Raw genomic sequence first — 23,031 nt, 5'->3', positions numbered from 1 at the left:
GAGCTTCGCAGCGATGGCAGAGGCGATCTCGCCGTTTCCATGTACTGGGTCCGATTCGCGCAACGCGGATAGCAGACGACGGTGTGGTATTTTTAGTTTGACGTCGATCCGCAGCAGCAAACATCACTTGCTGATCATCCAATCTGTTCATCGCGCTTTGCCGGCGGCAAGCGAGCTAGCGAACTATGCCGGCATAGACGATATTCTGGACTTGCTCGCGGTAGTACTTGCGGATCTCTCCGGGCGCAGCCGTTCCAACCACCACGACCAGGCGCTCCTTTGGATCACAGAAAAATTGTGTTCCGTAAGCGCCGGTCCAGGTGAACTCACCTGGATTGCCTGGAACGGCCGAGAGACCCTCGCTTATGCGTACAGCCACTCCGAGCCCGAACCCAAAGCCGGCACGGTGCGGCTCCACATTAGCGACCTTGTTTTTGATCTCTGGCCCAAGGTGGTTGGAGATCATGTGATGCACCGTCCTGGGACCGAGAATGCGCTGGCCATCGAGTTCCCCGCCGTTTAGCAGCATTTGCCCAAAGCGAACATAATCACCAACTGTCGCGAATGCACAGGCTCCCCCGCAGTCAAACTTCGTCGGACTTTCGAGGAGCTCGATGCCCTGTGGCTTTCCCGTCAGTGGGTCGTCTTTAAATGGACGCGCGAGCCGCTCGCGTTGCGATCCCGACAAATGGAAAGTGGCATCCAGCATTCCGATCGGCTTCCACAGGTTGCTGGAAAGATACTCGCCTAGTGGCTGCTCGCTAACCTGTTCCACGACAGCGCCAAGCACGTCGGTCGAGAAGCCGTATTCGAATTCCGTTCCCGGTTGGTGCGCCAACGGCAGCTTGGTAATGCCTTCGATGAAAGCCTTCTTATCGCCCTTGACCGGTGGCGCTGCGAAATCCGGATAGAGACGCGCCACTTGGTCTGAGCTGTCCGGCGGCGCGCCATAGGTGAGACCTGATGTGTGGCGATAAAGGTCGTGGACGTAGATCGGGGACTCTGCGCTTCGAATTTTAACGAACCGTCAGGCTGCGATACTCCCACTTTCATGTTTGCAAATTCGGGATAGTAATCCGTAAGTCTGGCCCTCAGAGGCAGGCGACCTTGTTCCATGAGGGTAAGCCCAGCAACCGCCACCATCGGTTTGGTCATAGACGCGAGCGCGAACATCGCATCGAGCCTCATCGAGGTTCCTTTTTCAGGATCGAGTTGCCCGTACGCCTTGTAGTGAATGAGCTTGCCGTCTCTGGCGATTGCAACCACTGCGCCCGGCACGCGCTTGGCTGCGATCTCGCTAGCAAAGAACTCGTCCAGTTTGGCAAGGCGCTGCTTGGAAACTCCGACGTCATCGGCCCTCGCCTCGGGCAAAGGCGCGGAGTGTGCTGAATTGAAGCTGATACCAGCGGCCGCCGCGGCTGCAACGAGCTTATTCATTGTGTCCTCGTTAAGAATGGACGGATCTGACTTGCAATACTGCTGCTCGGTTATGACCGGCCAGCTTGGCCAGTACGCCGAAGATGCTTCGATCCGGCTTAGTGCGCCTGCCCCTCACGTGCCTCTCCTGGCACATCGTTTGTCGATGAGAGTCAAAGTGAACATGACCGCAAAGGCGAACATTACCATACCGCCGGCAACCCAACCTGCCTCGCGCCAGCGCGATGCTTGGACGTAGTCAATGACATAAGCTGACAACACTTTGGTGCGCCCGGGAATGTTGCCTCCGATCATCATCACGACACCGAATGTGCCGATCGTATGAGCAAAGCCAACCAAACCAGCCTTGAGGAACTCCAGCCGTGCCAGCGGCAGGCCGACGGTAATGAAGGCGAACAACGCAGAAACGCGCTGACTCGCCACAACTTCCTGCGGGTGGTTACCCATCGCAACAAAGGCGCTACGGATAGGCTGCACCACCAAAGGGAGCGCCGAGAGGACCGATCCGACCACGATTCCCGCAAAGGTAAAGGCGAGCGTGTGCTCGCCCCAGAAAGAGGCGAGAAGCCCACCTGGTCCGTTCGGGCCGAGCAGGACGAGTACGCAGAAACCGAGCGCCGTGGGTGGCAGCACAAGCGGCAGCGCGACCATTGTCGCCACCGCCTCGCTCAAAACCGTTTTTGACCGTGCCAACCACCACGCGAGCGGCGCGCCAATCACCAGCAGGATCATTGTCGTCACGCTGGCGAGCTCGACCGTGAGCGCAACGGATTGCCAGATTTCTGGCGAAAGGGCATCCATGTGCGTCAGCCCACCGGCGAGAGCACGTCGCCATACCGGCGCAGCGATCGCGTCGTTTCTGCGAGCAAATGCAGAATCGCAAGGCTCATCGGAAACTCCTGTGACAGGGCAGCTTCGACCGGCCTGACGGCGGCCGCTTCTCAGCTCGCCATCCAGCAATCCCCGTGCCGCTTGCGAAATGTGGTGGGCTCTGTGTCCAGCGTGAGAAAAACGCGCATAACTGCCAGAGATACTGCGGGGTGAACCTAACGCGCTGTCAAGTTTCCGGCATCTTTGTTCTCAAGCAGACAGCGACGGCAGAATGAGACGGCAGAGCGGCCGCCCGAGATGCGCATCCGCAATGTCTCGATGCAAATCCTGACGTGGATGCTGCTTCGACATGTCGGTTGTTTGTTGGTGTCGCTCAAGGGCCGGCGTGTATAAGCGCAGAACTCCCGTCACAGCCCCATTGCGAGAATGGACGAGACCGGCTCTCGGAGTTCATTCCGTGCTCAACTTTCGCCTTGTCGAGGAGAAAGACGGGCCGCGGACCGCCATCCGGCAATCATGCGCCACTGTTCTGTGAACGTAACAAACCATAAGCATACGTTAGTTGCCGAGTTCTGAGGCAACGATCTGCTACCTAAAACAAGGAGTCGCAGTGAACCTATAGCGCGTCCGGTCGGTGCAGTATATCGACGGTGATCATGCCGCGGGCGCGAGAAACACATGCACAGATCTTTTCGTTCGCGTGCTTTTGCTGCTCGCTGAAGAAAACGTCGCGGTGGTCAAGCTCACCGTCGATTTTGACGAGATCGATGGCGCAGACGCCGCACTCGCCGCGCCGGCAATCCGAAATCACCTCGTAACCGGCCCCATTGAGCACGTCCAGCAACGAGCGATCGCGCGGAATCTCGATCTCAATGGCCTGATCTGCAAGGCGCACCCGAAACCCCTCGGTCGGCAGTGAGCCGCTCGAACCGAAGGTCTCGTAACGTAGGTCGGATAGTGCGCGTCCTGCACCAGTCCAGGCCCGGCGCGCGGCATCGAGCATCCGGATCGGACCGCACAAGAGGGTCAAGGCGTCGCGCGGCAGCGAAGCGAACAAGTCATCCAAATTGAGCCTGCGCCCTTCGTTGCCCGCATGGACAATAAGCCGCTTGTTCAGCAGGGGAGCGAGAACATCCAAATAGATGGCTTGCTCACGAGAAGTAACGGCATAATGCAGAGTGAAGTCGGCATCGCGGCGCGCCAACGCCAAAGCTGCCCCGATCAGTGGCGTAATGCCGATGCCGCCCGCGATTAGGCAGTAGTGCCGGCGCGCCCAGTCAATCGGCAGCAAAGAGGCCGGCAATGTAATGGTCAGTCGGGCGCCCGGCGCGAGCGACCACATGTACTGCGAGCCGCCGCGGGAGTCCTCCGCGCGCCGCACGGCGATACGATAGCCGGTTCGCTCGGGTTCGCCGACCAAGGAATAGGATCGCGTATCCGGGCGCCCATCGATAGTGACGGCGATATTGATATGGCTGCCGACCGGATAAGCCGCGCCATCAAAGTTTTCCGGTTTGATCAGGAACTCGCGGATCGAAGGTGTCAGATCGCGCGTCGCGACGAGCGTTGCGGGTGTCCAGCTTTCAATGAACCGCATGGAGATTTCCTTTAATCGCCTGCCATCCTGATGAGCGCCAGTCCTGGCAGCAGGTCAGAATGCGTCTTGTTCCTGAGCACCAGGCGCAGATAGCGCGCCGCCACTCGGGCGTGCTCGCGCATGATTGCCTCGGCCCGTGCGCCTTCGCGATTTTCGATTGCATCGATCACGACGCGATGTTGATCTTGTGCAATCAAGAGTGTGTGGCGCGCATCCGGCAGTGTCGATTGAGTCATCACAAAGCCGCTGGGCGAGGCGAATGGGAGCGCCGACGCGCGATCGACCTGCCGGATCAAGGGAGGACTGCGCGACAATTCGGTCAATAGCGCGTGAAAACGCGCATTGAGCGCGACGTAGGAGGAAAATGCCTCGACGGAGATTGGATCCTGCCGCACCAAGCCGTCGATCTCGTCAAGACATCCTTTTAGAGGCTCAAGATCGCGCGACGGAACGCCGCGCTCGGCGGCAAAGCGCGCGGCCAGCCCCTCCACCGTACCACGCAGTTCGATTGAATCCAGGACATCTCGCTCGGAGAATGCCTTCACCATGAAACCGCCAGAAGGGATCGCTTCCAGAAGTCCTTCCTCCTCCAGCCGAACCAATGCCATTCGCACCGGGGTGCGCGATGCGCCGGTCGTCTCCACAGCCTGCAACTCGGAGATCCGCTCGCCTGGCCGCAAGTCACCCGAAAGGATCAGGTCGCGCAAGCTGAGCTGGGCGCGTACTGTTTGCGAGACTGAACGATCGCTGTCGCGCTCGACCATGCTCTACTCCGCGGCCTGCTGACCTTGCGAGGGATTCTCGGCCTCGATCATGCGATCTATCAAGCGGCGAGCCCACATCGCGCCAGCATCGATGTTGAGATTATAGAAGACCCGGTCTGGATTTTCGTCGATTGCGCGCTGCTGCGCCTCGAGAATGACCTCGTCCTCGCGGAAGATGCCAGAAACGCCTTGACGGAGTTCGGTGGTCAGGCGCTGCTCGTTCAGGCGATAATTGCGCACGAAGGCCCAGAAATAATGGCAGCTCGTTTCCGTTTCGGGCGTAATGGTGTTGAGGACAATACCATTGACGCCGGCCGATCGGTTGCCTTCCGGCGCGCCTGTTCCGGCGGGCGCCACTCCGACGTCGATATTGATGGTGCACGGCGCCTCGAAACGAATGATTTGCCAGCGGTCCACCGGACCAGGTTTTTGCAATTGCTTGGCCCAGAACGGCGGGGCGCTAATCCCCTTCATCCAGCGCGTTACGGTAGCGGTCTTCTCACCATGGGTGACGTCAAACGGCGCTTCCGCGATGGCGTTATTGCCGATGCTGGCACCGTGCACAAACGTTTCATGCGTCAGGTCCATGAGGTTGTCGACAACCAGACGATAATCGCATTTCAGGTGAATGGTGTCACCGTCACCGGCCCAAGCGGAATCATCGTTCCAGTGCATATCCGGCACCAAGCGCGGGTTGGCCAGCGCCGGATCACCCATCCACAGCCAGACGAAGCGATCGCGCTCGACCACAGGATAGGCACGCACACAGGCGGAGGGGTTGATCGTCTCTTGCGAGGGCATGAAGGTGCAGCGGCCCTGCGCGTTGAATTTCAGCCCATGATAGCCGCAGACAACGCTGTCGCCCTCAAGACGCCCTTTTGAGAGCGGCACCAATCGATGCCAACAGGCGTCCTCCAGTGCCGCCACCTCCCCGTTGGCGCGCCGATACATCACAACGTGCTTGCCGCAGATCGTGCGCGGCAACAGCGCCTGCTTCACCTCTGCATCCCAAGCGGCCGCGTACCAGACATTCGTCGGAAAGCAATGGCTCATGTGCCGATTCCTCGCTTAGGGACACCGACTGTATACATAAATTTGAAAGGGGCCAAAAAAGTGACGAATATGCGGGCTTACAATGGAATTTCTGTATACAGTAATGGTCCCAAGCGGCTCGGTCGGGCTCCGCTTCGGTGAAGATTTTTTGCGACGCACCAAAACTGCTAGCGGATGAATCCAAGCTCGCCATCGTGCACACCCGCTGCATCTAGTCCCTGCACTGTCGCAGCCTCGGCTATCGGCGAGATTCCTGGCCTGCGAAGGGACGCCGGATTGGGGCTTCTTGGCCGGCAGCACAGTTCCCTTGCCGGGATCAGACGTCGACGTCTTGGTGCCGAGATCGGCCCATGCTCTCAAATCATCCAGTGCGTAGATGACGCGACCGCCGATCTTTCGATACGCTGGCCCCGTGCCATACGTGCGGTGCTTTTCGAGCGTGCGGCCGGATAGGCTAAGATAACGCGCAGCCTCCGGCGTACGCAGGAACCGGGTGGATGGATCTGACATCAAATAGGGCATTTGAGAGCTCCAGGTGAGAGGCCGGCCGCGAACGGCGGCACTATCGCGCCATCATCATGGAGAAGCGCGCTCCCTGGAGGGATACCGAATATCGATGAAGCGACTTTCGGCACCCCAAGTAGAAAGCGCTATTCGTGGTGGCAAAGCTCACTCCTATCTAGCGCTCGTCCATTATCTAGCGACCGTCCAGCCTACGACCTTGGACAATCATGGACATGGCAAGCTGATCGGGCGACCTTCACAATGCGGATGATGCGCAGAAATTCTGCCGAACCATCGGTCTTACCGGACCATACTGGAGCACATTCACCGCCATCCGATTGTCGTAACTCGATTCGAGCTCGCCCGTATATCTGCAGCAAGAATAAGTTGGTCTCGTGCTGCCTGGCAAAGAGTTCAGAGCAGAATGATCGAGTCGAGAACCCCATCGTAACGCTATCGGCTCGGCGAGCGCCGATGCCGATACGACCTCACATCGACCGGCCCTCTAGATGTCGCACGCTTCCATCGCCTGGATGCCTACGATCCAAACAATCAATTTTACCAATGTAACGTACTGTTGCATCAAGTCGCGCACTTGAAGGGTACTGATCACTCTAGGATTTCTATGCCAAGAGGTGCCTCGGGACACTTGCCAGCAAAAGGCGGCATGACGCTGAGCAACGCCTTCTCGATCGACCTCACAAATGCCGTTCGAAGATTCAAAGACCCGTCAGAAGACAGGTGCTTATCCGATGGCGACTCGATCGACTGCAGGTTGGCTCTGGTGCGGATCTTGCTTGACGAAAAACGATAACGTAACTGAACGCCTGCCTTTGGAATGACGCGCCGGCTCCCGGAATCGTCTTCAATCGGACACGGCTAAAATGACAGCCTCGAATGATGCCGTCGCCTCTGAACGACGCAGCGGCTCGCATTCGAGTGTATTCGGGAAGGAAGCGTCATGACCACCATGGCAACTGCGGCGCCCGCGCGCGCGTCGCAGACTTGGTATAAAATTCTCTACGTTCAGGTGTTGATCGCGATCGTGATTGGCGCCATCGTCGGCTGGCTATGGCCGTCGGTCGCGACCAACGACTGGGTCAAGGCGCTTGGTGATGGCTTCATCAAGCTGATCAAGATGGTGATCGCACCGATCATCTTCTGCACCGTCGCATCCGGGATCGCACATATCCAGGATGCAAAGAAAGTCGGGCGCGTCGGCGTTAAAGCGCTGGTCTATTTCGAGATCGTATCGAGCTTTGCCTTGGTGTTGGGCCTTGTCATGGGCAATCTGGTCCAAATCGGCCATGGTCTTGCGGTCAAACCGGACGCTGCGGCGGTCGCCAACTATGTCAAGCAGGCGGAAGCCTCGAAGACCGTCGATTTTTTTCTCAATATCATTCCCGATACGGTGGTCGGCGCCCTCGCCCGCGGCGATGTTCTGCAAGTGCTCCTGTTCGCGATTCTGTTTGGCTTTTCGCTGATGGCGCTGGGCGAGCGTGGAGAACGACTGCGCGGCATGATTGACGACGTCGCGCACGCAGTGTTCGGCGTGATTGCCATCATCATGAAAGCCGCCCCGATCGGCGCGTTCGGCGCGATGGCCTTCACAATCGGCAAGTTCGGGCCGGCGGCGCTCGGTAATCTGATCGGACTGATCGTACTGTTCTATGCGACGGCCGCGATATTTGTGGTCGTCGTGCTCGGCCTGATCGCGCGGATCGTCGGCTTTTCGATCTTCAAGTTCATTATCTATATTAAGGACGAGCTTCTGATCGTGCTTGGCACCTCGTCCTCGGAAAGCGCGCTGCCGCAATTGATGGAGAAGCTCGAGCGGCTGGGCTGCTCAAAGCCCGTGGTCGGCCTCGTGGTGCCAACCGGCTACTCCTTCAACCTCGACGGCACCAACATTTATATGACGCTTGCGACATTGTTCATTGCCCAGGCACTCGGGGTCGATCTGACCTTTGGCCAGCAGCTCACGATCTTGCTCGTGGCAATGCTGACCTCGAAGGGAGCAAGCGGCGTCACCGGCGCAGGCTTCATTACACTCGCCGCGACATTGTCGGTGGTCAACCCGGCATTGGTGCCGGGCATGGCGATCGTATTTTCGATCGACAAGTTCATGAGCGAGGTGCGAGCCCTTACCAACATCACTGGCAATGGCATCGCCGCTGTGTTCGTGTCCTGGTGGGAAGGCGAGCTCGACGACGCGACCCTACATGCCCGGCTCGAGCAGCCCACCGCCGGTGCCGATACACGAAGCTCAAGGATATAGGCTCCAGGTCCTGTCCGTGATTTCAAGGCACGCTCGAACTGAGCGTAGCCAACTCCGAATTTTTCGCAGTTCAAATCGGCACAGCCGAATGAACTGCGAGCCGGAGTTCTTCTCGCGGAATCTGCGGGTCGTACCACGACTCGGTGTCGTGCCCCAAAGCGATCCAGATGACGGCGTAAGGTCGGCCGGGACAGACTATACGATTCCGACCGAACCTGGCCGGGCCTGACGGGCAAAGTTACTGGATCTATCCATGAAACGGCTTGGCGCGTGGCCAGCGAACTGGCCTCGTCCACCGATGCTGCGGCAGTGATGACTCGTGAACCAGATCGGCACCTTCACCAGGTCGAGATGGATCGCATTGAGCAAACTCACGGTGCTCCACTGCTTGTCGGCGCTCTTTAGATATTCAACGACGGGCGTCTCATTGTTCAGCGTCACGTCCTGGCAGACCCGCGGCTCGCAGCTACCCCGCCGCTGGACGTGCCTTGGCCGCATACAGTTGTGCTCGGCCGCGGCCTCCACAGCCGCGCGCGCCTGCCAAAGGGCTATCGCAGTGAAAGAAAACAGACATCTGAGCCTCGATTGTACGCACGTCGGCGCGCCATTTGGAAAGGTTTAGAACAACTATACCTACGTTTGTAATGCGCGTTTCTTCGGCACGTGCTGAGTTCAGCTGTAAGCAATTTACCCGGAACCGCTCTTGAGCGTGGAGCGGAAAGAATTGCCCCATTTTTGCCTAAAATGTTATAACTCTCCCGCCGGAGAAAGGCCGGACGGTCCAAGAATGTATAACCAGATCAATAACTTCAAACGTTCTGCCACGCAGTTTACTTTCGGCAGCATAACGCTGGCGGTGGTGACGCTAGCTTCCTTGTACCTTCAAACACATTTCGCTGCGACGGCGTTCGGCTATTTGCTGGTTATATTGCTGTTTTCATTGATCGGCAGCTTTATCGCCTCATCCGCGCTTTCGGTCTTAGCTATCGCTGCTTTGGCGTATTACTTTGCACCGCCGGCGTTTAGTCTGCGGATCGATGACCCTCAAGTTCTTCTGGTGGTTGTCGCATTCTTTACCGTCTCGATTGTCGGAACACACCTGATTGGAAAAATCCGCCAGGAAAGAGAGGCTGCGCATGAGACTGCGGCCGAACTCCGGCGCAGCACGGCCGATTTGAAGGACCGTGAAAAGCGGTGGCGCGCAATCTTTGAGCACAATCCGGCCATGTACGTCATGGTCGACGAAGCCGGTACCATCCTCAACGTCAATACGTTCGGCGCGACACACCTCGGCTATGCGCGCTCCGAACTCATCGGTCAATCCGTTCTGAGGCTCTTTCTGGAGGAGGATCGCGAGTTCGCACGCACATGCATTCGCAGATGCCTTGAAGATATCGGTCAATCGCAAACCTGGGACGCCCAAAAAGTCAGAAAAGACGGCGTGGTCCTGTGGGTGCGAGAAAATGCCAAAGCCATGCTTTGGGCCGATGACAAGCCGGTTGTCCTGATATCCTGCGAAGATATCACCGAAAAACGGCAGACGGAGCTTGCCCTACAGCGCAGCGAAGCCCATTTGGCTCAAGCGCAGGAGTTGAGCCACACAGGCAGCTTCGGCTGGAACTTCGCCACTGGCGAGGTTTTTTGGTCAAAAGAGCTTTTTCGAATTTTCCAGTTGGATCCGAAGACGATACCGAGCCCGCAACTCGTCGTCGAGCGCACGCACCCGGAAGATCGAGCTTCCGTCCAACAGACGATCGATCGAGCGATGCAAGACCCGCAGGAGTTCGAGCATGAATACCGATTGCTGCTACCGGACGGCTCGGTGAAGCACATCCGCGCGCGGGCGCGAGCGACGACAACCGCCTCTGGCGAAATCGAGTTTGTCGGGGCAGCGACGGATATCACAGTTACAAAGCAAGTAGAGCAGCAGCTACGCCGCAGCGAGGCCTATCTGGCCGAAGCCCAGCATCTCAGTCATACTGGCAGTTGGTCATGGGACGTCCACGGAGTCGATTTTGTGTATCGCTCCGCCGAAGTGAATCGTCTCTTCGGCTTCGACCCGCAAGAGACCGTGTCCATAGAGACTATTCGTTCGCGGATACATCCGGACGACCTGCCGCGGCTTCAGGACGTGCAGCGACTTGCGAGAGACGGCAAGCAAAACCGCTTCGAATATGATTTTCGAATTTTGCTCCCGGATGGCTCGATGAGGCACATACATTCTGTGGCCCATGTCGTGGTTGGCAGCGACGGCAATATCGGCGAGCTCATTGGGACACATATGGATGTCACTGAGCAATACGCGGCCAGAGAACGCCTGGAAAGCACACTTGCTGCGCTGCGCGAAAGCGAGCAGCGCTTTCGCGACTACGCTGAAACAGCTTCCGACTGGCTCTGGGAGACCGGGCCAGACCATAAAGTCACTCACTTATCGGAACATACCAGCGCTGCGGGAATCCTTGCCACAGGCCTCCTGGGTCTGCCGCGTTGGGACATTGCTTGCGACTTGGAAGACGAACCTGAGAAATGGCGGCAACATCGTGCAAGGCTAGAGGCACATCTGCCATTTCGTGATTTGGTCTATCGCACTGTCAACCGGATGGGATGTCCGATCTACGTCCGGACGAGCGGTAAGCCATTTTTTGACGTAAGCGGCAATTTTCTTGGCTACCGTGGCGTCAGCACCGACATCACCGCTATTATCCGCGCAGACCAGGCTGAACAAGAGCTGCGGAAGGCACAGGCGGAGCTCGCGCATGTGACGCGCGTGACGACGTTAGGAGAGCTGACCACCTCCATCGCCCACGAAATCAACCAGCCACTCGCCGCGATTATCAGCAACGCCGACGCGTGCCTAGGTTGGATGGGCCGCAAAACTCCTGATCTTTCCGCTGCGCGCTCATCCGTTGAATGGATAATCGAAGACGCAATCCGGGCAAGCGAGGTGATCCGTCGCGTTCGCGCGCTTGCGAAGAAGGGCGAGATCGAAATGCTTCCGCTCGACATCAATGACGTCGTTAAGGATGTCATTGCGCTGGTGAATCGTGAGCTGGTTAGCCACCAAGTGACACTGAAAACCGAGCTGACGGCAGCGCTGCCGGCGGTTCTGGGCGACCGGATTCAGCTGCAGCAGGTGATGATCAATCTGGTGATGAACGGGATCGAAGCTATGGACGCAGTTACGGACAGGACGCGCGAACTGGTGATCCAGTCATCTAGGGACGATATGGAACACGTGCGGCTTGCGGTGACTGATAATGGCGTCGGCATCTCGGAGAATGACGCCGATCGGGTGTTAGACCCCTTCTTCACGACAAAATCGAGCGGCCTTGGCATGGGCCTTTCGATCTGCCGCTCGATTGTGGAAGCTCACGGAGGGCGTCTTTCAATCGTCCACAGGCAGGGACCCGGAGCGAGCTTTCGGTTTGACCTGCCGTTGCACAAGGAGGTGGTGTCGTGAACGAACGCTCAAACTCCCAGCGCGAAGGCAGCAGAGCCGAGGCATCGGCAAATGCGATTGTCTTCATTGTCGAAGATGATGTCTCGATGCGTCGGTCGCTTACAAACCTTTTTCAATCCGTCGGCCTGGACGTCGTTGCATTCGGATCGGCCCGAGAAATGCTGCAGAGCAAACTTCCGGACGTCGTTAGCTGCCTGGTTCTTGATGTCCGGCTGCCCGGCTTGAGCGGCCTTGAGTTCCAGACTGAGCTAGCCAAGTCGAACATTCATATTCCCATCATCTTCATTACAGGCCATGGCGACATTCCCATGAGCGTCAGGGCCATGAAGGGTGGAGCGGTCGATTTTCTCACAAAACCGTTTCGCGATCAGGAACTACTGGACGCTGTGATCGCGGCGACCGAACGCGATCGCAAAAGACGGGCAGCCGAGCAGACCGTCGTGAATCTCAAGTCCCTATTTGAGACCCTCAGCCCGCGCGAGCAGGCGGTTATGAAACTAGTCGCTACCGGCTTGATGAACAAGCAGATAGCTGCCGAGCTGGGGCTCGCCGAGATTACGGTCAAGATCTATCGGGGACACGTGATGAAAAAGATGCGGGCCCGGTCGCTGGCGGATTTGATCAGGATGACTGAGACGCTGGGACTCCGTGCTAACCGTCCCGAACAAACCTAAGTATGATTTTACAATTTAACCGCGCAAGCCCACTTTTCGCCCAGGGATGGCTAATGCCTCGGCAGTCGCTAGTCCCGCGCCAGGAGGGCCTGTCTTGTCCACGCCTTTGATTTCTGTCGTTGATGACGACGCATCGGTCCGTGCGGCGACAGAGAACCTTTTGAAATCGCGTGGCTACGTCGTTCAAACGTTTGTGTCCGCCGAGGAGTTCTTGAGGTCGCCGCGGTTGAACGAAACCTCTTGTGTAATCACGGATGTGCAGATGCCGGTTATGAGCGGCTTGGACTTGCTCGCGGAAATGCGGACCCGTGGCTACGGTGTGCCATTCATTTTCATTACTGCCTTCCCCAACGACCGCGTGCGCGCCTCAGCCCTGAGCGCAGGAGCGGCTGGCTTTTTGGCCAAGCCCTTCGCCGGACATACGCTGATCGAGTATCTCGATGCCGCACTGGAGGAGAACGGCGGCGGCGGAGACACATGACGCGATCAGCCTGGCGCCGGACCGGAGCCATACCCAGATCGCAGTCTCCATAATCTCCGGCAGAACGCGGCGGCGAGCCAGACTATTATCTGTCATGTTCTTGTATCCGCAGAACTTCCGCGGGAGAGCACGTCGACGTTGCTGCGACGTCTATTCGACAGTGACCGATTTTGCAAGATTACGCGGCTGATCCACGTCCGTCCCCATAACCACGGCCGTATGATAGGCTAGCAGTTGCACCGCGATGGCATAAACCATGGGCGTAAAGCTTACAGCCATGTTTGGCAACACAATGGTCATGAGCGTATCCACCGTCGCGTCCGAAGCGCCCTTCGCATCGGTGATCAAAATAATGTTGCCGCCTCGAGCGGCGACTTCTTGCATGTTCGAGACCGTTTTCTCGAAGACGTCGTCGTAAGGCGCGATCACCACCACGGGCATAGTCTCATCGATTAATGCGATTGGTCCGTGCTTGAGCTCGCCGGCGGCATAACCTTCCGAGTGGATATAGGAGATTTCCTTCAACTTGAGCGCGCCTTCTAACGCCAGGGGCGCCGATGTGCCTCGGCCGAGATAGAGCACGTCGCTCGACTTTGCGATATCACGCGCGAGCTTCTCGATCTGTGGTTCGACCAACAGCGCCGCAGCAATCAGCCGCGGCACTTCGATAAGCTCGCGTACGAGCTTCGATTCATCGATCTCGGACAGCATGCCGCGCTCCTTGCCTGCTGCGACGGCAAGCGCCGCCATCACCGCCAGCTGGCAGACGAATGCCTTGGTGGAGGCGACGCCGATTTCTGGACCAGCCAGTGTCGGCAGCACGGATTCGCTCTCGCGTGCGATCGTTGACGTCGGGACGTTGACCACGGATATCGTGTGCAGGCCCTGGCTCTTGGCATAGCGCAACGCAGCCAGCGTGTCGGCGGTTTCCCCCGACTGCGAGATAACGATCGCGAGATCACCGTGGCGCAGAGGCGCCTCCCTGTAGCGGAACTCGGACGCAACATCGATTTCGACAGGCAGGCGCGCCAGCCGCTCGAACCAGTATTTGGCGATATAACCGGCATAACTTGCCGTGCCGCACGCCGTAATTGAGATGCGCTGAATGAAATTAAAGTCGAACGGTAGTGTGAGCGGCAGGGCTATGCGCTCGGCTGCCATATCGAGATAATGCGCCAATGTCTGCCCGACTGCTGTCGGCTGCTCGTGGATTTCCTTGGCCATGAAGTGGCGATAGTTCGCCTTGTCCACCAGGAGTGACGACACGCCAGACTTTGATGTTTCCCGATGCACGACAGCCCCGTCTTCGCCATAGATCATGCAGATCGTACGGGTAAGCACGGCCCAGTCGCCGTCTTCAAGATAGGTGATGGCATCAGTCAAGGGCGCGAGTGCGATCGCGTCCGATCCCAGATAAACTTCGCCGGTACCATGTCCGATCGCAAGGGGCGACCCCTTGCGCGCCCCGATCAAAAGATCCTCATGGCCTTTGAACAGGAATGCCAGAGCGAAAGCTCCGCGCAGTCGTGGCAGCGAGGCTTGTACCGCATCCCGCGGCGAGTAACCATTCTTGAGATACGATTCGACGAGATGCGCCACCACCTCGGTGTCGGTCTCTGAGCTGAAATGAGCTCCATTCCGCTCCAGTTCGGCCCGCAGTTCGCGGAAATTCTCAATGATCCCGTTATGAACGACCGCGACATTTTCCGTTGCGTGCGGGTGAGCATTGCTCTCGGTCGGTTTTCCATGCGTCGCCCAGCGAGTGTGACCAATACCGCTATGACCCGACGGCGGATAATCGCGCAGCCGCTCCTCAAGGTTTCTCAGCTTACCTTCAGCGCGCCGGCGCTCGATACGGAGACCTTCGAGCGTCGCGACGCCCGCGGAGTCATAGCCACGATATTCCAATCGTCTGAGCGAAGCGACCAATTGCCCAGCGACCGGACCACGTCCCAAGATGCCGACTATTCCACACATATCGATCAATGCAGCCCACGTTCAAGAAGCCAAATGTCCCCTAAAGGAGCATTTTCACGAATTTCGCGCGCCCGGTTGGGAATGGGTATCAAGTTCTGAATTTGATGCAGTTGCCTGTCACCGTCGCATTCACAGGCGTGAGTTCTATGTCTTTCAACCATCATCGCCTCGCCCAGCCACGCTCCGCCTCTGGTTGTCCGCTATCAAGTACAAACTGCGATGCGGCCGCGAATGGCGTGACTGCTTCGAGGTGGGCTCTATATGCAGGCGCGCTTGCGCGGCTTGGTGCGGCATCTAACCCCGGCACAAACAGATCCGTTGCTCGATGGCGACGATAACAACCGGCGTCGCAACAACCCCAATGCGAGGATATATCGCGCAGGGCGTCAGGCTTCATAGATTGAGGACATTTGAACCAGATCGACAGACCCGTTGTCTCACAGTAAAACGTCATGTCTTATTTGGCTCATCGTCGCTAATGAGCCATTCACGGCTCTTCAGCTCAAACTCCCGATGAACGCGCGGCGACGCGGCCGATCCGGTTAGCAGCTGGTGTGGGGGCACTGAGTCCCCGCACCTCACCGAGGGTATCCACGAGAGGCTTGCACCGGCCGAGCTCCATTGGACAGAAGGATGCAGCCTCACGGCACTCTCCACATGGCCGGGTGTCGGCGTGTTTACGCAGCCGCTCTAGGACGGCTTAAGACGCTCATCATACTCGGATGTAAGCTATACGATTGGCATCGAACACTCTATTGTACGGACGTAAGCTTTCGATATCGAAACGTTCGAAGAACTATACCGACGTTTGCTACTCTTCCTCATTTTGTCTTGCGTCTACCGTCCACTTCCTACGCGAGCTGCACTATTGGCAGAAGCGCAGAGGTAGATGCCCCTAGCGCCCAGATCGCGTGCTCTATTCGGAGGTGGGGCCGCTTTGTAGAATACGATATTGGTGTGCAGCTTCACTGTGTGCCGGCTTGCACGCCGTCATTCCCCATAAATGCGTCGACAACCGCACCTCAGCACATCGCTCTATTCGGCCGTGGCCGACCCACGCAAATGGATACAGCATGTACCTGGAGACGGATAAGGAACACAGACCGTCGGCATCCATCTCATAGGAAACATCGCTGGATCAGCGCGTCTAGCTGGGTCTGCGTGTACGGCGTTTCGTCCAGCTCGTTTGCGCGGGTGTCAAGTGGGTCGCGCGTGTTAGCTGACGTTCCTTTTTGACTCTGAATGGTACGGTCGAGAATAAATCAATGTATATAGTGCGCATTTCTATGTGAGGTGTATGACTAGAGTAACGATCGCTTTCCTTTTATTGCGGGTGGTGCGCGCTTGCGCATCTAGATCGTGAAAGGGCCCCGCAAATCGCGTTTCGAAAGGGCGCCCTCGTTCCGGCGGAACTAAGAGAAACAATGGCGGCTCAGGACTCAAAGCGGCGCGTTGCGCTGATCACCGGCGTGACCGGGCAGGACGGCGCGTATCTCGCCGAATATCTGCTCGGTCTCGGCTACACCGTGCACGGGATCAAGCGGCGGTCGTCCTCGTTCAACACCGCGCGCGTCGACCATCTCTACCAGGATCCGCATGCCGGCAACGTGCCGTTCCTGATGCACTATGGCGACATGACGGATTCGACCAATCTGATCCGCCTGGTGCAGCAGATCCGGCCGACCGAGATCTACAACCTCGCCGCCCAGAGCCACGTCCAGGTCAGTTTCGAGAGCCCGGAATACACCGCCAACGCCGACGCGATCGGCGTGCTGCGGCTCTTGGAGGCGATTCGCATCCTCGGCATGGAAAAGGAAACGCGGTTCTACCAGGCTTCGACCTCGGAGCTTTACGGGCTCGTGCAGGAGGTGCCGCAAAAGGAGACCACGCCGTTCTATCCGCGCTCGCCCTATGGCGTCGCCAAGCTCTACGGCTACTGGATCACGGTGAACTACCGTGAGGCCTATGGCATGTTCGCCAGCAACGGCATCCTGTTCAACCATGAGAGCCCGATCCGCGGCGAGACCTTCGTGACGCGCAAGATCACCCGCGCCGTTGCCCGAATCGAGGTCGGCCTCGAGAACAAGCTCTATCTCGGCAATCTCGACGCCAAGCGCGACTGGGGCCACGCCCGCGACTATGTCGAGGGCATGCACAGGATCCTGCAAGTCGACGAGCCCGGCGACTTCGTGCTCGCGACCGGCGAGACGCGGTCGGTCCGCGAGTTCGTCGAGCTGGCGTTTGCCGAGGTCGGCCGCAGCATCGAATGGCGCGGCAAGGGCGTCGAGGAGGTCGGTGTCGACAAGGCGTCCGGCAACACCCTGGTGCAGATCGATCCGACCTATTTCCGCCCGACCGAGGTCGATCTTCTGATCGGCGACGCCAGCAAGGCGCGCGCCAAGCTCGGCTGGACGCCGAAGACGCCGTTCGCGCAGCTGGTGAAGGAAATGGTCGCCAGCGATCTCGTCGAGGCCAGGCAGGACGCGGCCAATGGCAAGCACGGCGTTTGAGCTGAAGGGCAAGACGGTCTTCGTTGCCGGCCATCGCGGCATGGTCGGCTCGGCGCTGATGCGCCGGCTGGCGCGCGAGGAGGCCGATCTCCTGACGGTGTCGCGCAGCGAGGTCGATTTGCGCGACCAAGCCGCGGTCAACGCCTGGTTTGCCGCCAAGCGGCCGCAGGCCGTGTTCCTCGCTGCCGCCAAGGTCGGCGGCATCGTCGCCAACAACACGCTGCGGGCTGAATTTCTCTACGACAATCTGGCGATCTCGAGCAACGTGATCCAGGCGGCGCACGCCAATGGCTGCGAGAAGCTGATGTTCTTCGGCTCGTCCTGCATCTATCCGCGCCTGGCGCCGCAGCCGCTGCGCGAGGATTCGATGCTGACCGGCCCGCTGGAGCCGACCAACGAGCCCTATGCCATCGCCAAGATCGCCGGCATCAAGATGGCCGAGGCCTATCGCAGCCAGTACGGCGCCGATTTCATCAGCGTGATGCCGACCAATCTCTACGGCCCCGGCGACAATTATCACCCCGAATACAGCCACGTCGTCGCCGCGCTGATCCGCCGCTTCCACGAGGCCAAGGTTTCGGGCGCCGGCAACGTCGCGGTGTGGGGCACCGGCACGCCGCGCCGCGAATTCCTCTATGTCGACGATCTCGCCGACGCCTGCATCCATCTGATGAAGACCTATTCATCGCCCGAACTGGTCAATATCGGCACCGGCGAGGACATCACCATCGCCGAGTTCGCACTCATGGTCGCGGCCGCCGTCGGTTTTCGCGGTGAGATCAGCTTCGACACGTCGCGCCCGGACGGCACGCCGCGCAAGCTGCTCGACATCAGTCGTCTGGCCAGGCTCGGCTGGCATGCCCAGACCGCGCTGGAAGATGGCATTCAGCTAGCGTATCGGGCATATCTCGCCGACAGCAAATGGACGGCACTGCTTGTCCCCGACAAGTGGCGTAAGCAGGCCCATCCGAGGATCCGTACACGGGTATCACCTAGCTGGCCCCGTCGCTCGCGTAACGATTAACTTTGCCGCGCGTTGCCCAACGCTCTTCGTCAGCAGCGCTCGGTTGGACGTTCGATTCATCCAAGTGACACGCACATCCCAGCTACGGTTCAGCGAGCCAACTCGCAGGAACAGAGGAATGGTTGTGATCGAGAGTGCCGTTTTACTGCTATCAGGTTGAGATCTGATCGACTCTCAGCCTTGAACGCCGGCGCCGCAGCCGATCATTGGCTCGAAACGTGCCGGTGTCCTTTTCCTCTCGATCGGCGGCCTAGCGAGGTTCGGCCATAACCATCCGCGCCGACAGCGTGACGATGCACATGAGCGCGCCTAACATGCCGAACGCAAAAGGCAAGCCGGTCATGTGTGCGACGAGCCCGATGCTGGCGGGACCCATCAGTATACCGGCGTAGCCAGCTGTCGTGATGACCGCGATTGCAACGCCCACCGGCATCACCTTCTGTTTGCCGGCGCGGCGACACAGCACAGGTACAACATTTGAAATACCCAATCCAATAAGCAGGAACCCCGCCATGGCAATCACCGCAACCGGCGCGGCGACCACAGCCAGGAAGCCTATCATGATTGGTAGAGTTCCGAGCATCAATGTGGCACGGTCGCCGATTCGCTCCACTACGGCATCTCCGCCGAGACGTCCCGCAGTCATCGCGATGGCGAAGAGCATACAGCCAAGACCTCCATGCGCCTCAGCGAGAAGATCTTGCCCAACGAGAAGCAAAGCGCTCCAATCAAGCATTGCACCTTCGACAAGAAACGTAATAGCCGCGAGCGCAGCTATTAGCACCACACTGCGATGGGGCAAGACAAACACTGGCCCCTGCTGCCTTACACTCGTCGCGGTCAACCGCGGCCAGGCCGACACAATCGCGATCATCATAAACATCGAACAGACTAACGTTGAAAAAAGCGGACCAAGCTGAAGCGAAAGGAACAAAGTCACGGCAGCAGAGCCGGTGAATTCGCCGATGCTGTAATGGGCATGGAAGCCGGACATCAATGGACGGCCGGTGGCGCGCTCCAGTTCAATCGCATAGATGTTCATGGCTACATCGATCGCCCCCAGTGAAACGCCGAACGCAAACAGCGTGGCACCGAGCGCAAGAGGTGTTCCGGCGATAGCAAGCCACGGCAGGATAAGCGCGAGGCCGAGTCCACCGACGAAGATAATGGGCTTGCTGCCGTACCGCGCATTCGACACGCTGGTCAAAAGCATAGCGAGAACGGATCCCATTCCGAGACAGAGCAGCAGAAGACCGAGCATGCGGTCATCTACCGCGAGCCGCTCCTTGGCGAGCGGCACCAAAGGCGCCCACGCCGCGAGGCCAAATCCGGCAACAAAAAACGCAAGCCGCGTCCCAAGCAGGCCGGCTGCCCAATTGGCAGATGGTATCACAGGCACTCCTGAGAGAACGGGCTGGTGAGCGCGGCGCCCCTCATCCTGTGTGCGCCGCCTGCAAGCGGTCCGATGATGGCCTCACGTTGGCATTTTTCATCCCTGCAAATGCGATGCCATCGCAAAAGCTCGAGCCACTCCCGGAGTGGCAAGCGTCAACGCGGAATGATCGTCAAGCCCCGGACACCGGTTTGGCCTATCTTTCTCGGATAGCTAGCCGTACGAAGGACACTAGTACCCACTTTTCTTGGAACGTGAGTCGTGATTCAAGGTCGGGATGATACCCGAAGCAAGAGAAGTCCGCCTTTCGAGGCAAGATCGCAAGGTGCTAGAGGCGTGTTGTCGCTCACCGATGACATTGCAGCGCGATTTGAAGCGGGCGCGGATAGTCTTGTTGGCGGCGGACGGGCGCAGCACCCGGTCGATCGCCAAGGAAGTTGGGGTCCAGCCGCGGATTGTCAGCCTTTGGCGGCATCGCTATGCCGACCATGGCCTTGAAGGGCTGCAAGACAAGCCGCGACCGGGCAAGCAGCCGATCTATACGAAGACGACCGACAAGCGGATTCTGAAGCTGTTGGATAAGCCGCCGCCGCACGGGTTTGCGCGCTGGACCGGTCCTCTGCTGGCCGGAGCGCTGGGCGATGTTGACGTCCAATATGTCTGGCGGTTCCTGCGCAGCCACAAGATTGACCTCGCGGCTCGCAAGTCCTGGTGCGAGAGCAACGACCCGAACTTTACGGCCAAGGCCGCCGATGTTGTCGGCCTCTACGTCGCCCCGCCGGCGAAGGCCATTGTGCTATGCGTGGACGAGAAGCCTTCGATCCAGGCTTTGGAGCGAGCGCAGGGTTATCTGAAGTTGCCCAATGGCCGCGCCTTGACCGGCCAGAGCCACGATTACAAGCGGCATGGCACCACAACATTGTTTGCGGCGCTCGAAGTCGCCACCGGAAAGATCATCGCAACGCATTCAAAACGCCGTCGCCGCGTCGAGTTTCTCGATTTCATGAACAGCCTCACCGCGGCCTTTCCGAGCCGCCAGCTTCACGTCATCCTCGACAACCTTAACACCCACAAGAAGAACGAGGACTGGCTCAAGGCCCACCCCAACGTGCAATTTCATTTCACGCCGACAAGTGCGTCCTGGCTCAATCAGGTCGAGGTATGGTTTTCGATCTTGCAGGGGCAGTCGCTCAGCGGCACCTCCTTCACAAGCCTCAAGCAGCTTCAGGACCACATCGATGCCTACGTCAACGCGTACAACGACAAAGCCGAGCCCTTCGTCTGGACCAAGAAAAAGGTCCGTCAACGCCGTTTCAAAGGCCGCCGTATCACTCAGCTCTGATTCCGGGTACTAGTCTTTGCTTGTTCCGACGGTTAGAGGCGCAACAGCTCGAGTTGCCTTTGTCGCAAAGCGCACAAAGCCGACGGCACCCGGACCTTGCGTTTACTTCGAGAAGAACACCACAGCTCGCGTGAACACGGCCGTCAGCTCCCCGGCAGCATTTGCTGTCAATCTGGAAGCTCTCACAAAACGCAAAGGCGCTGCGCTACGCCTGAGCTCAATACAACGAACATTCATGGAGGACCGGAGCTGACCGCGGGGAACTTCTACGCTATACCGGGGCATCGGATCGCGGCAGATCATCCGAACGTGACGGAAAATCAGAGCTGCGATTCCAAATTCCCGGTGTCGGAGCGCTGGGTTGTGATGGAGCAATCAACCAAATCCTCCCTGCCATTTATGTTGGCGCCAGAAGGGCAGCATCGGCATCGCGTGCAGTCATCAATTACCTTTGCTATCTGGTTAGGTCCAGGAAGCGCGCGTTCGATAGCGAGCTGGTCGCCGGCATCCCTCAAGCGCTTATATCCGCGGAGCGCCGCGACTGTCGTTCTGACCAGGTCGGACTGTGCGTGGTAACGAATGAGTATAGCAAGCAAAAATCGATCAGTATTGTCGCCGTCATCACGCTGTAAGCCCAGCCGTTCTGCACGAGATCGAGCTCGATCAACACCCGTGACAGACCGAATCCCACGATCCAAGCATCAAAGCTCATGCAAATGCGTCGAAACATCTCCGGATCAAGCCGCCGAATGACGTAGGATCCCAGCGGGATGCCGAGCAAAACACTGGGTATAAAGGCATAAAGCAGGCTGCCGCTTTCGGAAATGAAAAGGCCGAGCTTGTAGTAGACAAAGGCAGTTGCGCTCGATTCCACTACGCGAACCAGGGCAAGACCGGCGCGAAATTCGTTTTTGACGAGGCCCTGGTTGTTAAACAGCATGGCCAAAGGCGGGCCGGAGATAGTCGTCACCGAATAGAGGATGCCCAGCATCGACCCGAATGGCAGACCGATCAGCCAGCTCGCTTCGATAGGGCGGCGCCAGCCCGCGGCTTGCAACAAGATCAGGGGCAAAATGATCGTGTACGTGGCGAATTTGATCCAGCCCGGCTGCAGTGAGGCCAACGCATAGCCCCCGAGCGCAATGCCTGGCAAGAGCCCAAGCAAGATGGGAAACACTCGTCTCCAAACCGCCGGCACACCCTTCAGATTGATGAAGAGGACGTAAACGTTGACGAAGACTTCGATGATAACAATGGCCGGGTTGAGAATGCGATTGGGGTAGAAAACCAGCGCAAGGGGTACAGTGAGCGACGAAAAACCGTAGCCAATGGCTCCATTTACAAAGGCCGCAAAACAAGTTGTTGCCGGCCAAAAATAGCATAGCACCATCAAACTCAGGCATTTACTTAACCTTCCTAGTCCGGAGCGCGTCCGATCACACGTCAGCGAATCAGACGTGGACATTGGTCATCAGGATTGCGGCAGATTCCGCCCTCGCTTCGCAGCTCCGGCGACCTTCACATTGGTTTTTGGCCGTGGCCAAGCGCGCTAGTTTCTCTTATTATCGACTTCGGTTGTATGAAGCTGCGTTGTACTTCCCCTACCCGACCGCGATCACTCAGCTAATACGTGTCAGTCTATTTTTCGGCTTGTCGATCGCTGGTTTTCGTATCGAAGCCATGACTGCGGCGGTCGTAGATGCGAG

Annotated in this window: 15 protein-coding genes and 2 pseudogenes; 7 read left to right on the top strand and 10 right to left on the bottom strand. The window is 58.3% G+C overall.

Going from position 1 to position 23,031, the window contains the following annotated elements:
* Positions 1–175: 175 nt before the first annotated feature.
* The 6 genes and pseudogenes from ACVWYP_RS12865 to ACVWYP_RS12840 all read right to left on the bottom strand — a co-directional run bounded on the left by ACVWYP_RS12865 (position 176) and on the right by ACVWYP_RS12840 (position 6,192).
* Positions 176–1,437, bottom strand: a pseudogene (locus ACVWYP_RS12865) (serine hydrolase domain-containing protein).
* Positions 1,438–1,551: 114 nt separating this feature from the next.
* On the bottom strand, positions 1,552–2,238 hold the full coding sequence (locus ACVWYP_RS12860) for a molybdate ABC transporter permease subunit (RefSeq protein ID WP_016846835.1): 687 nt from the start codon (positions 2,236–2,238) through the stop codon (positions 1,552–1,554).
* 646 nt (positions 2,239–2,884) lie between these two features.
* Positions 2,885–3,865 carry a PDR/VanB family oxidoreductase gene (locus ACVWYP_RS12855; RefSeq protein WP_028344265.1) on the bottom strand — a complete coding sequence of 327 codons (981 nt, stop codon included), beginning with the start codon at positions 3,863–3,865 and terminating at the stop codon, positions 2,885–2,887.
* Between the two features lie 11 nt (positions 3,866–3,876).
* Entirely contained in the window at positions 3,877–4,629 is a 753-nt protein-coding gene (locus ACVWYP_RS12850; RefSeq protein ID WP_253592557.1) for a GntR family transcriptional regulator, read from the bottom strand.
* A 3-nt stretch (positions 4,630–4,632) separates the two neighbouring features.
* On the bottom strand, positions 4,633–5,682 hold the full coding sequence (locus tag ACVWYP_RS12845) for an aromatic ring-hydroxylating dioxygenase subunit alpha (RefSeq protein ID WP_016839802.1): 1,050 nt from the start codon (positions 5,680–5,682) through the stop codon (positions 4,633–4,635).
* A gap of 238 nt (positions 5,683–5,920) precedes the next feature.
* Positions 5,921–6,192, bottom strand: a pseudogene (locus tag ACVWYP_RS12840) (helix-turn-helix transcriptional regulator).
* 955 nt (positions 6,193–7,147) lie between these two features.
* Between ACVWYP_RS12840 and ACVWYP_RS12835 the strand changes: the two are divergent.
* Positions 7,148–8,464 (top strand): dicarboxylate/amino acid:cation symporter, encoded by a 1,317-nt coding sequence (locus ACVWYP_RS12835; RefSeq protein ID WP_016839801.1) that lies wholly within the window; start codon positions 7,148–7,150, stop codon positions 8,462–8,464.
* Positions 8,465–8,659: 195 nt separating this feature from the next.
* Here the strand turns inward: ACVWYP_RS12835 and ACVWYP_RS12830 are convergent, their stop codons facing one another.
* A complete protein-coding gene (locus tag ACVWYP_RS12830) occupies positions 8,660–8,905 on the bottom strand; it encodes a hypothetical protein (RefSeq protein WP_125459344.1) in 246 nt (81 codons plus the stop codon).
* A 346-nt stretch (positions 8,906–9,251) separates the two neighbouring features.
* Between ACVWYP_RS12830 and ACVWYP_RS12825 the strand changes: the two genes are divergently transcribed.
* Genes ACVWYP_RS12825 through ACVWYP_RS12815 form a run of 3 tightly spaced genes read left to right on the top strand, consistent with a single transcriptional unit; the run spans position 9,252 to position 13,079 of the window.
* The gene (locus ACVWYP_RS12825; RefSeq protein ID WP_016839799.1) at positions 9,252–11,924 is read left to right on the top strand and encodes a PAS domain S-box protein; all 2,673 of its coding nucleotides are present in this window, start codon (positions 9,252–9,254) and stop codon (positions 11,922–11,924) included.
* On the top strand, positions 11,921–12,598 hold the full coding sequence (locus ACVWYP_RS12820) for a response regulator transcription factor (RefSeq protein WP_018269894.1): 678 nt from the start codon (positions 11,921–11,923) through the stop codon (positions 12,596–12,598). The genes ACVWYP_RS12825 and ACVWYP_RS12820 overlap by 4 nt, the downstream gene beginning before the upstream one ends.
* A gap of 46 nt (positions 12,599–12,644) precedes the next feature.
* Positions 12,645–13,079 carry a response regulator transcription factor gene (locus tag ACVWYP_RS12815; protein WP_050999497.1) on the top strand — a complete coding sequence of 145 codons (435 nt, stop codon included), beginning with the start codon at positions 12,645–12,647 and terminating at the stop codon, positions 13,077–13,079.
* 150 nt (positions 13,080–13,229) lie between these two features.
* Here ACVWYP_RS12815 and glmS read toward each other — a convergent pair whose 3' ends face one another.
* Positions 13,230–15,056, bottom strand: coding sequence for a glutamine--fructose-6-phosphate transaminase (isomerizing) (gene glmS, locus ACVWYP_RS12810; protein ID WP_028344267.1), 1,827 nt, complete (start codon positions 15,054–15,056; stop codon positions 13,230–13,232).
* A 1,424-nt stretch (positions 15,057–16,480) separates the two neighbouring features.
* Here glmS and gmd point away from each other — a divergent pair.
* Positions 16,481–17,566, top strand: coding sequence for a GDP-mannose 4,6-dehydratase (gene gmd / locus ACVWYP_RS12805; RefSeq protein WP_038380137.1), 1,086 nt, complete (start codon positions 16,481–16,483; stop codon positions 17,564–17,566).
* Positions 17,547–18,590: a GDP-L-fucose synthase gene (gene fcl / locus ACVWYP_RS12800; RefSeq protein ID WP_129964833.1), complete on the top strand. Its 1,044-nt coding sequence runs from the start codon at positions 17,547–17,549 to the stop codon at positions 18,588–18,590. Before gmd ends, fcl begins: the two co-directional genes overlap by 20 nt.
* Before the next feature lie 250 nt (positions 18,591–18,840).
* Here fcl and ACVWYP_RS12795 read toward each other — a convergent pair whose 3' ends face one another.
* Positions 18,841–19,980 carry an MFS transporter gene (locus ACVWYP_RS12795; protein ID WP_028343461.1) on the bottom strand — a complete coding sequence of 380 codons (1,140 nt, stop codon included), beginning with the start codon at positions 19,978–19,980 and terminating at the stop codon, positions 18,841–18,843.
* 280 nt (positions 19,981–20,260) lie between these two features.
* Here ACVWYP_RS12795 and ACVWYP_RS12790 point away from each other — a divergent pair, with 280 nt between their 5' ends.
* On the top strand, positions 20,261–21,325 hold the full coding sequence (locus ACVWYP_RS12790; protein ID WP_038380919.1) for an IS630 family transposase: 1,065 nt from the start codon (positions 20,261–20,263) through the stop codon (positions 21,323–21,325).
* 511 nt (positions 21,326–21,836) lie between these two features.
* Here the strand turns inward: ACVWYP_RS12790 and ACVWYP_RS12785 are convergent.
* Positions 21,837–22,790 (bottom strand): sulfite exporter TauE/SafE family protein, encoded by a 954-nt coding sequence (locus ACVWYP_RS12785; RefSeq protein WP_456684108.1) that lies wholly within the window; start codon positions 22,788–22,790, stop codon positions 21,837–21,839.
* Positions 22,791–23,031: the final 241 nt, after the last annotated feature.

The organism is Bradyrhizobium sp. USDA 3262 (assembly GCF_054060035.1).
The sequence above is the reverse complement of the archived record's forward strand: the minus strand, read 5'-3'. Positions and strand labels throughout refer to the sequence as shown.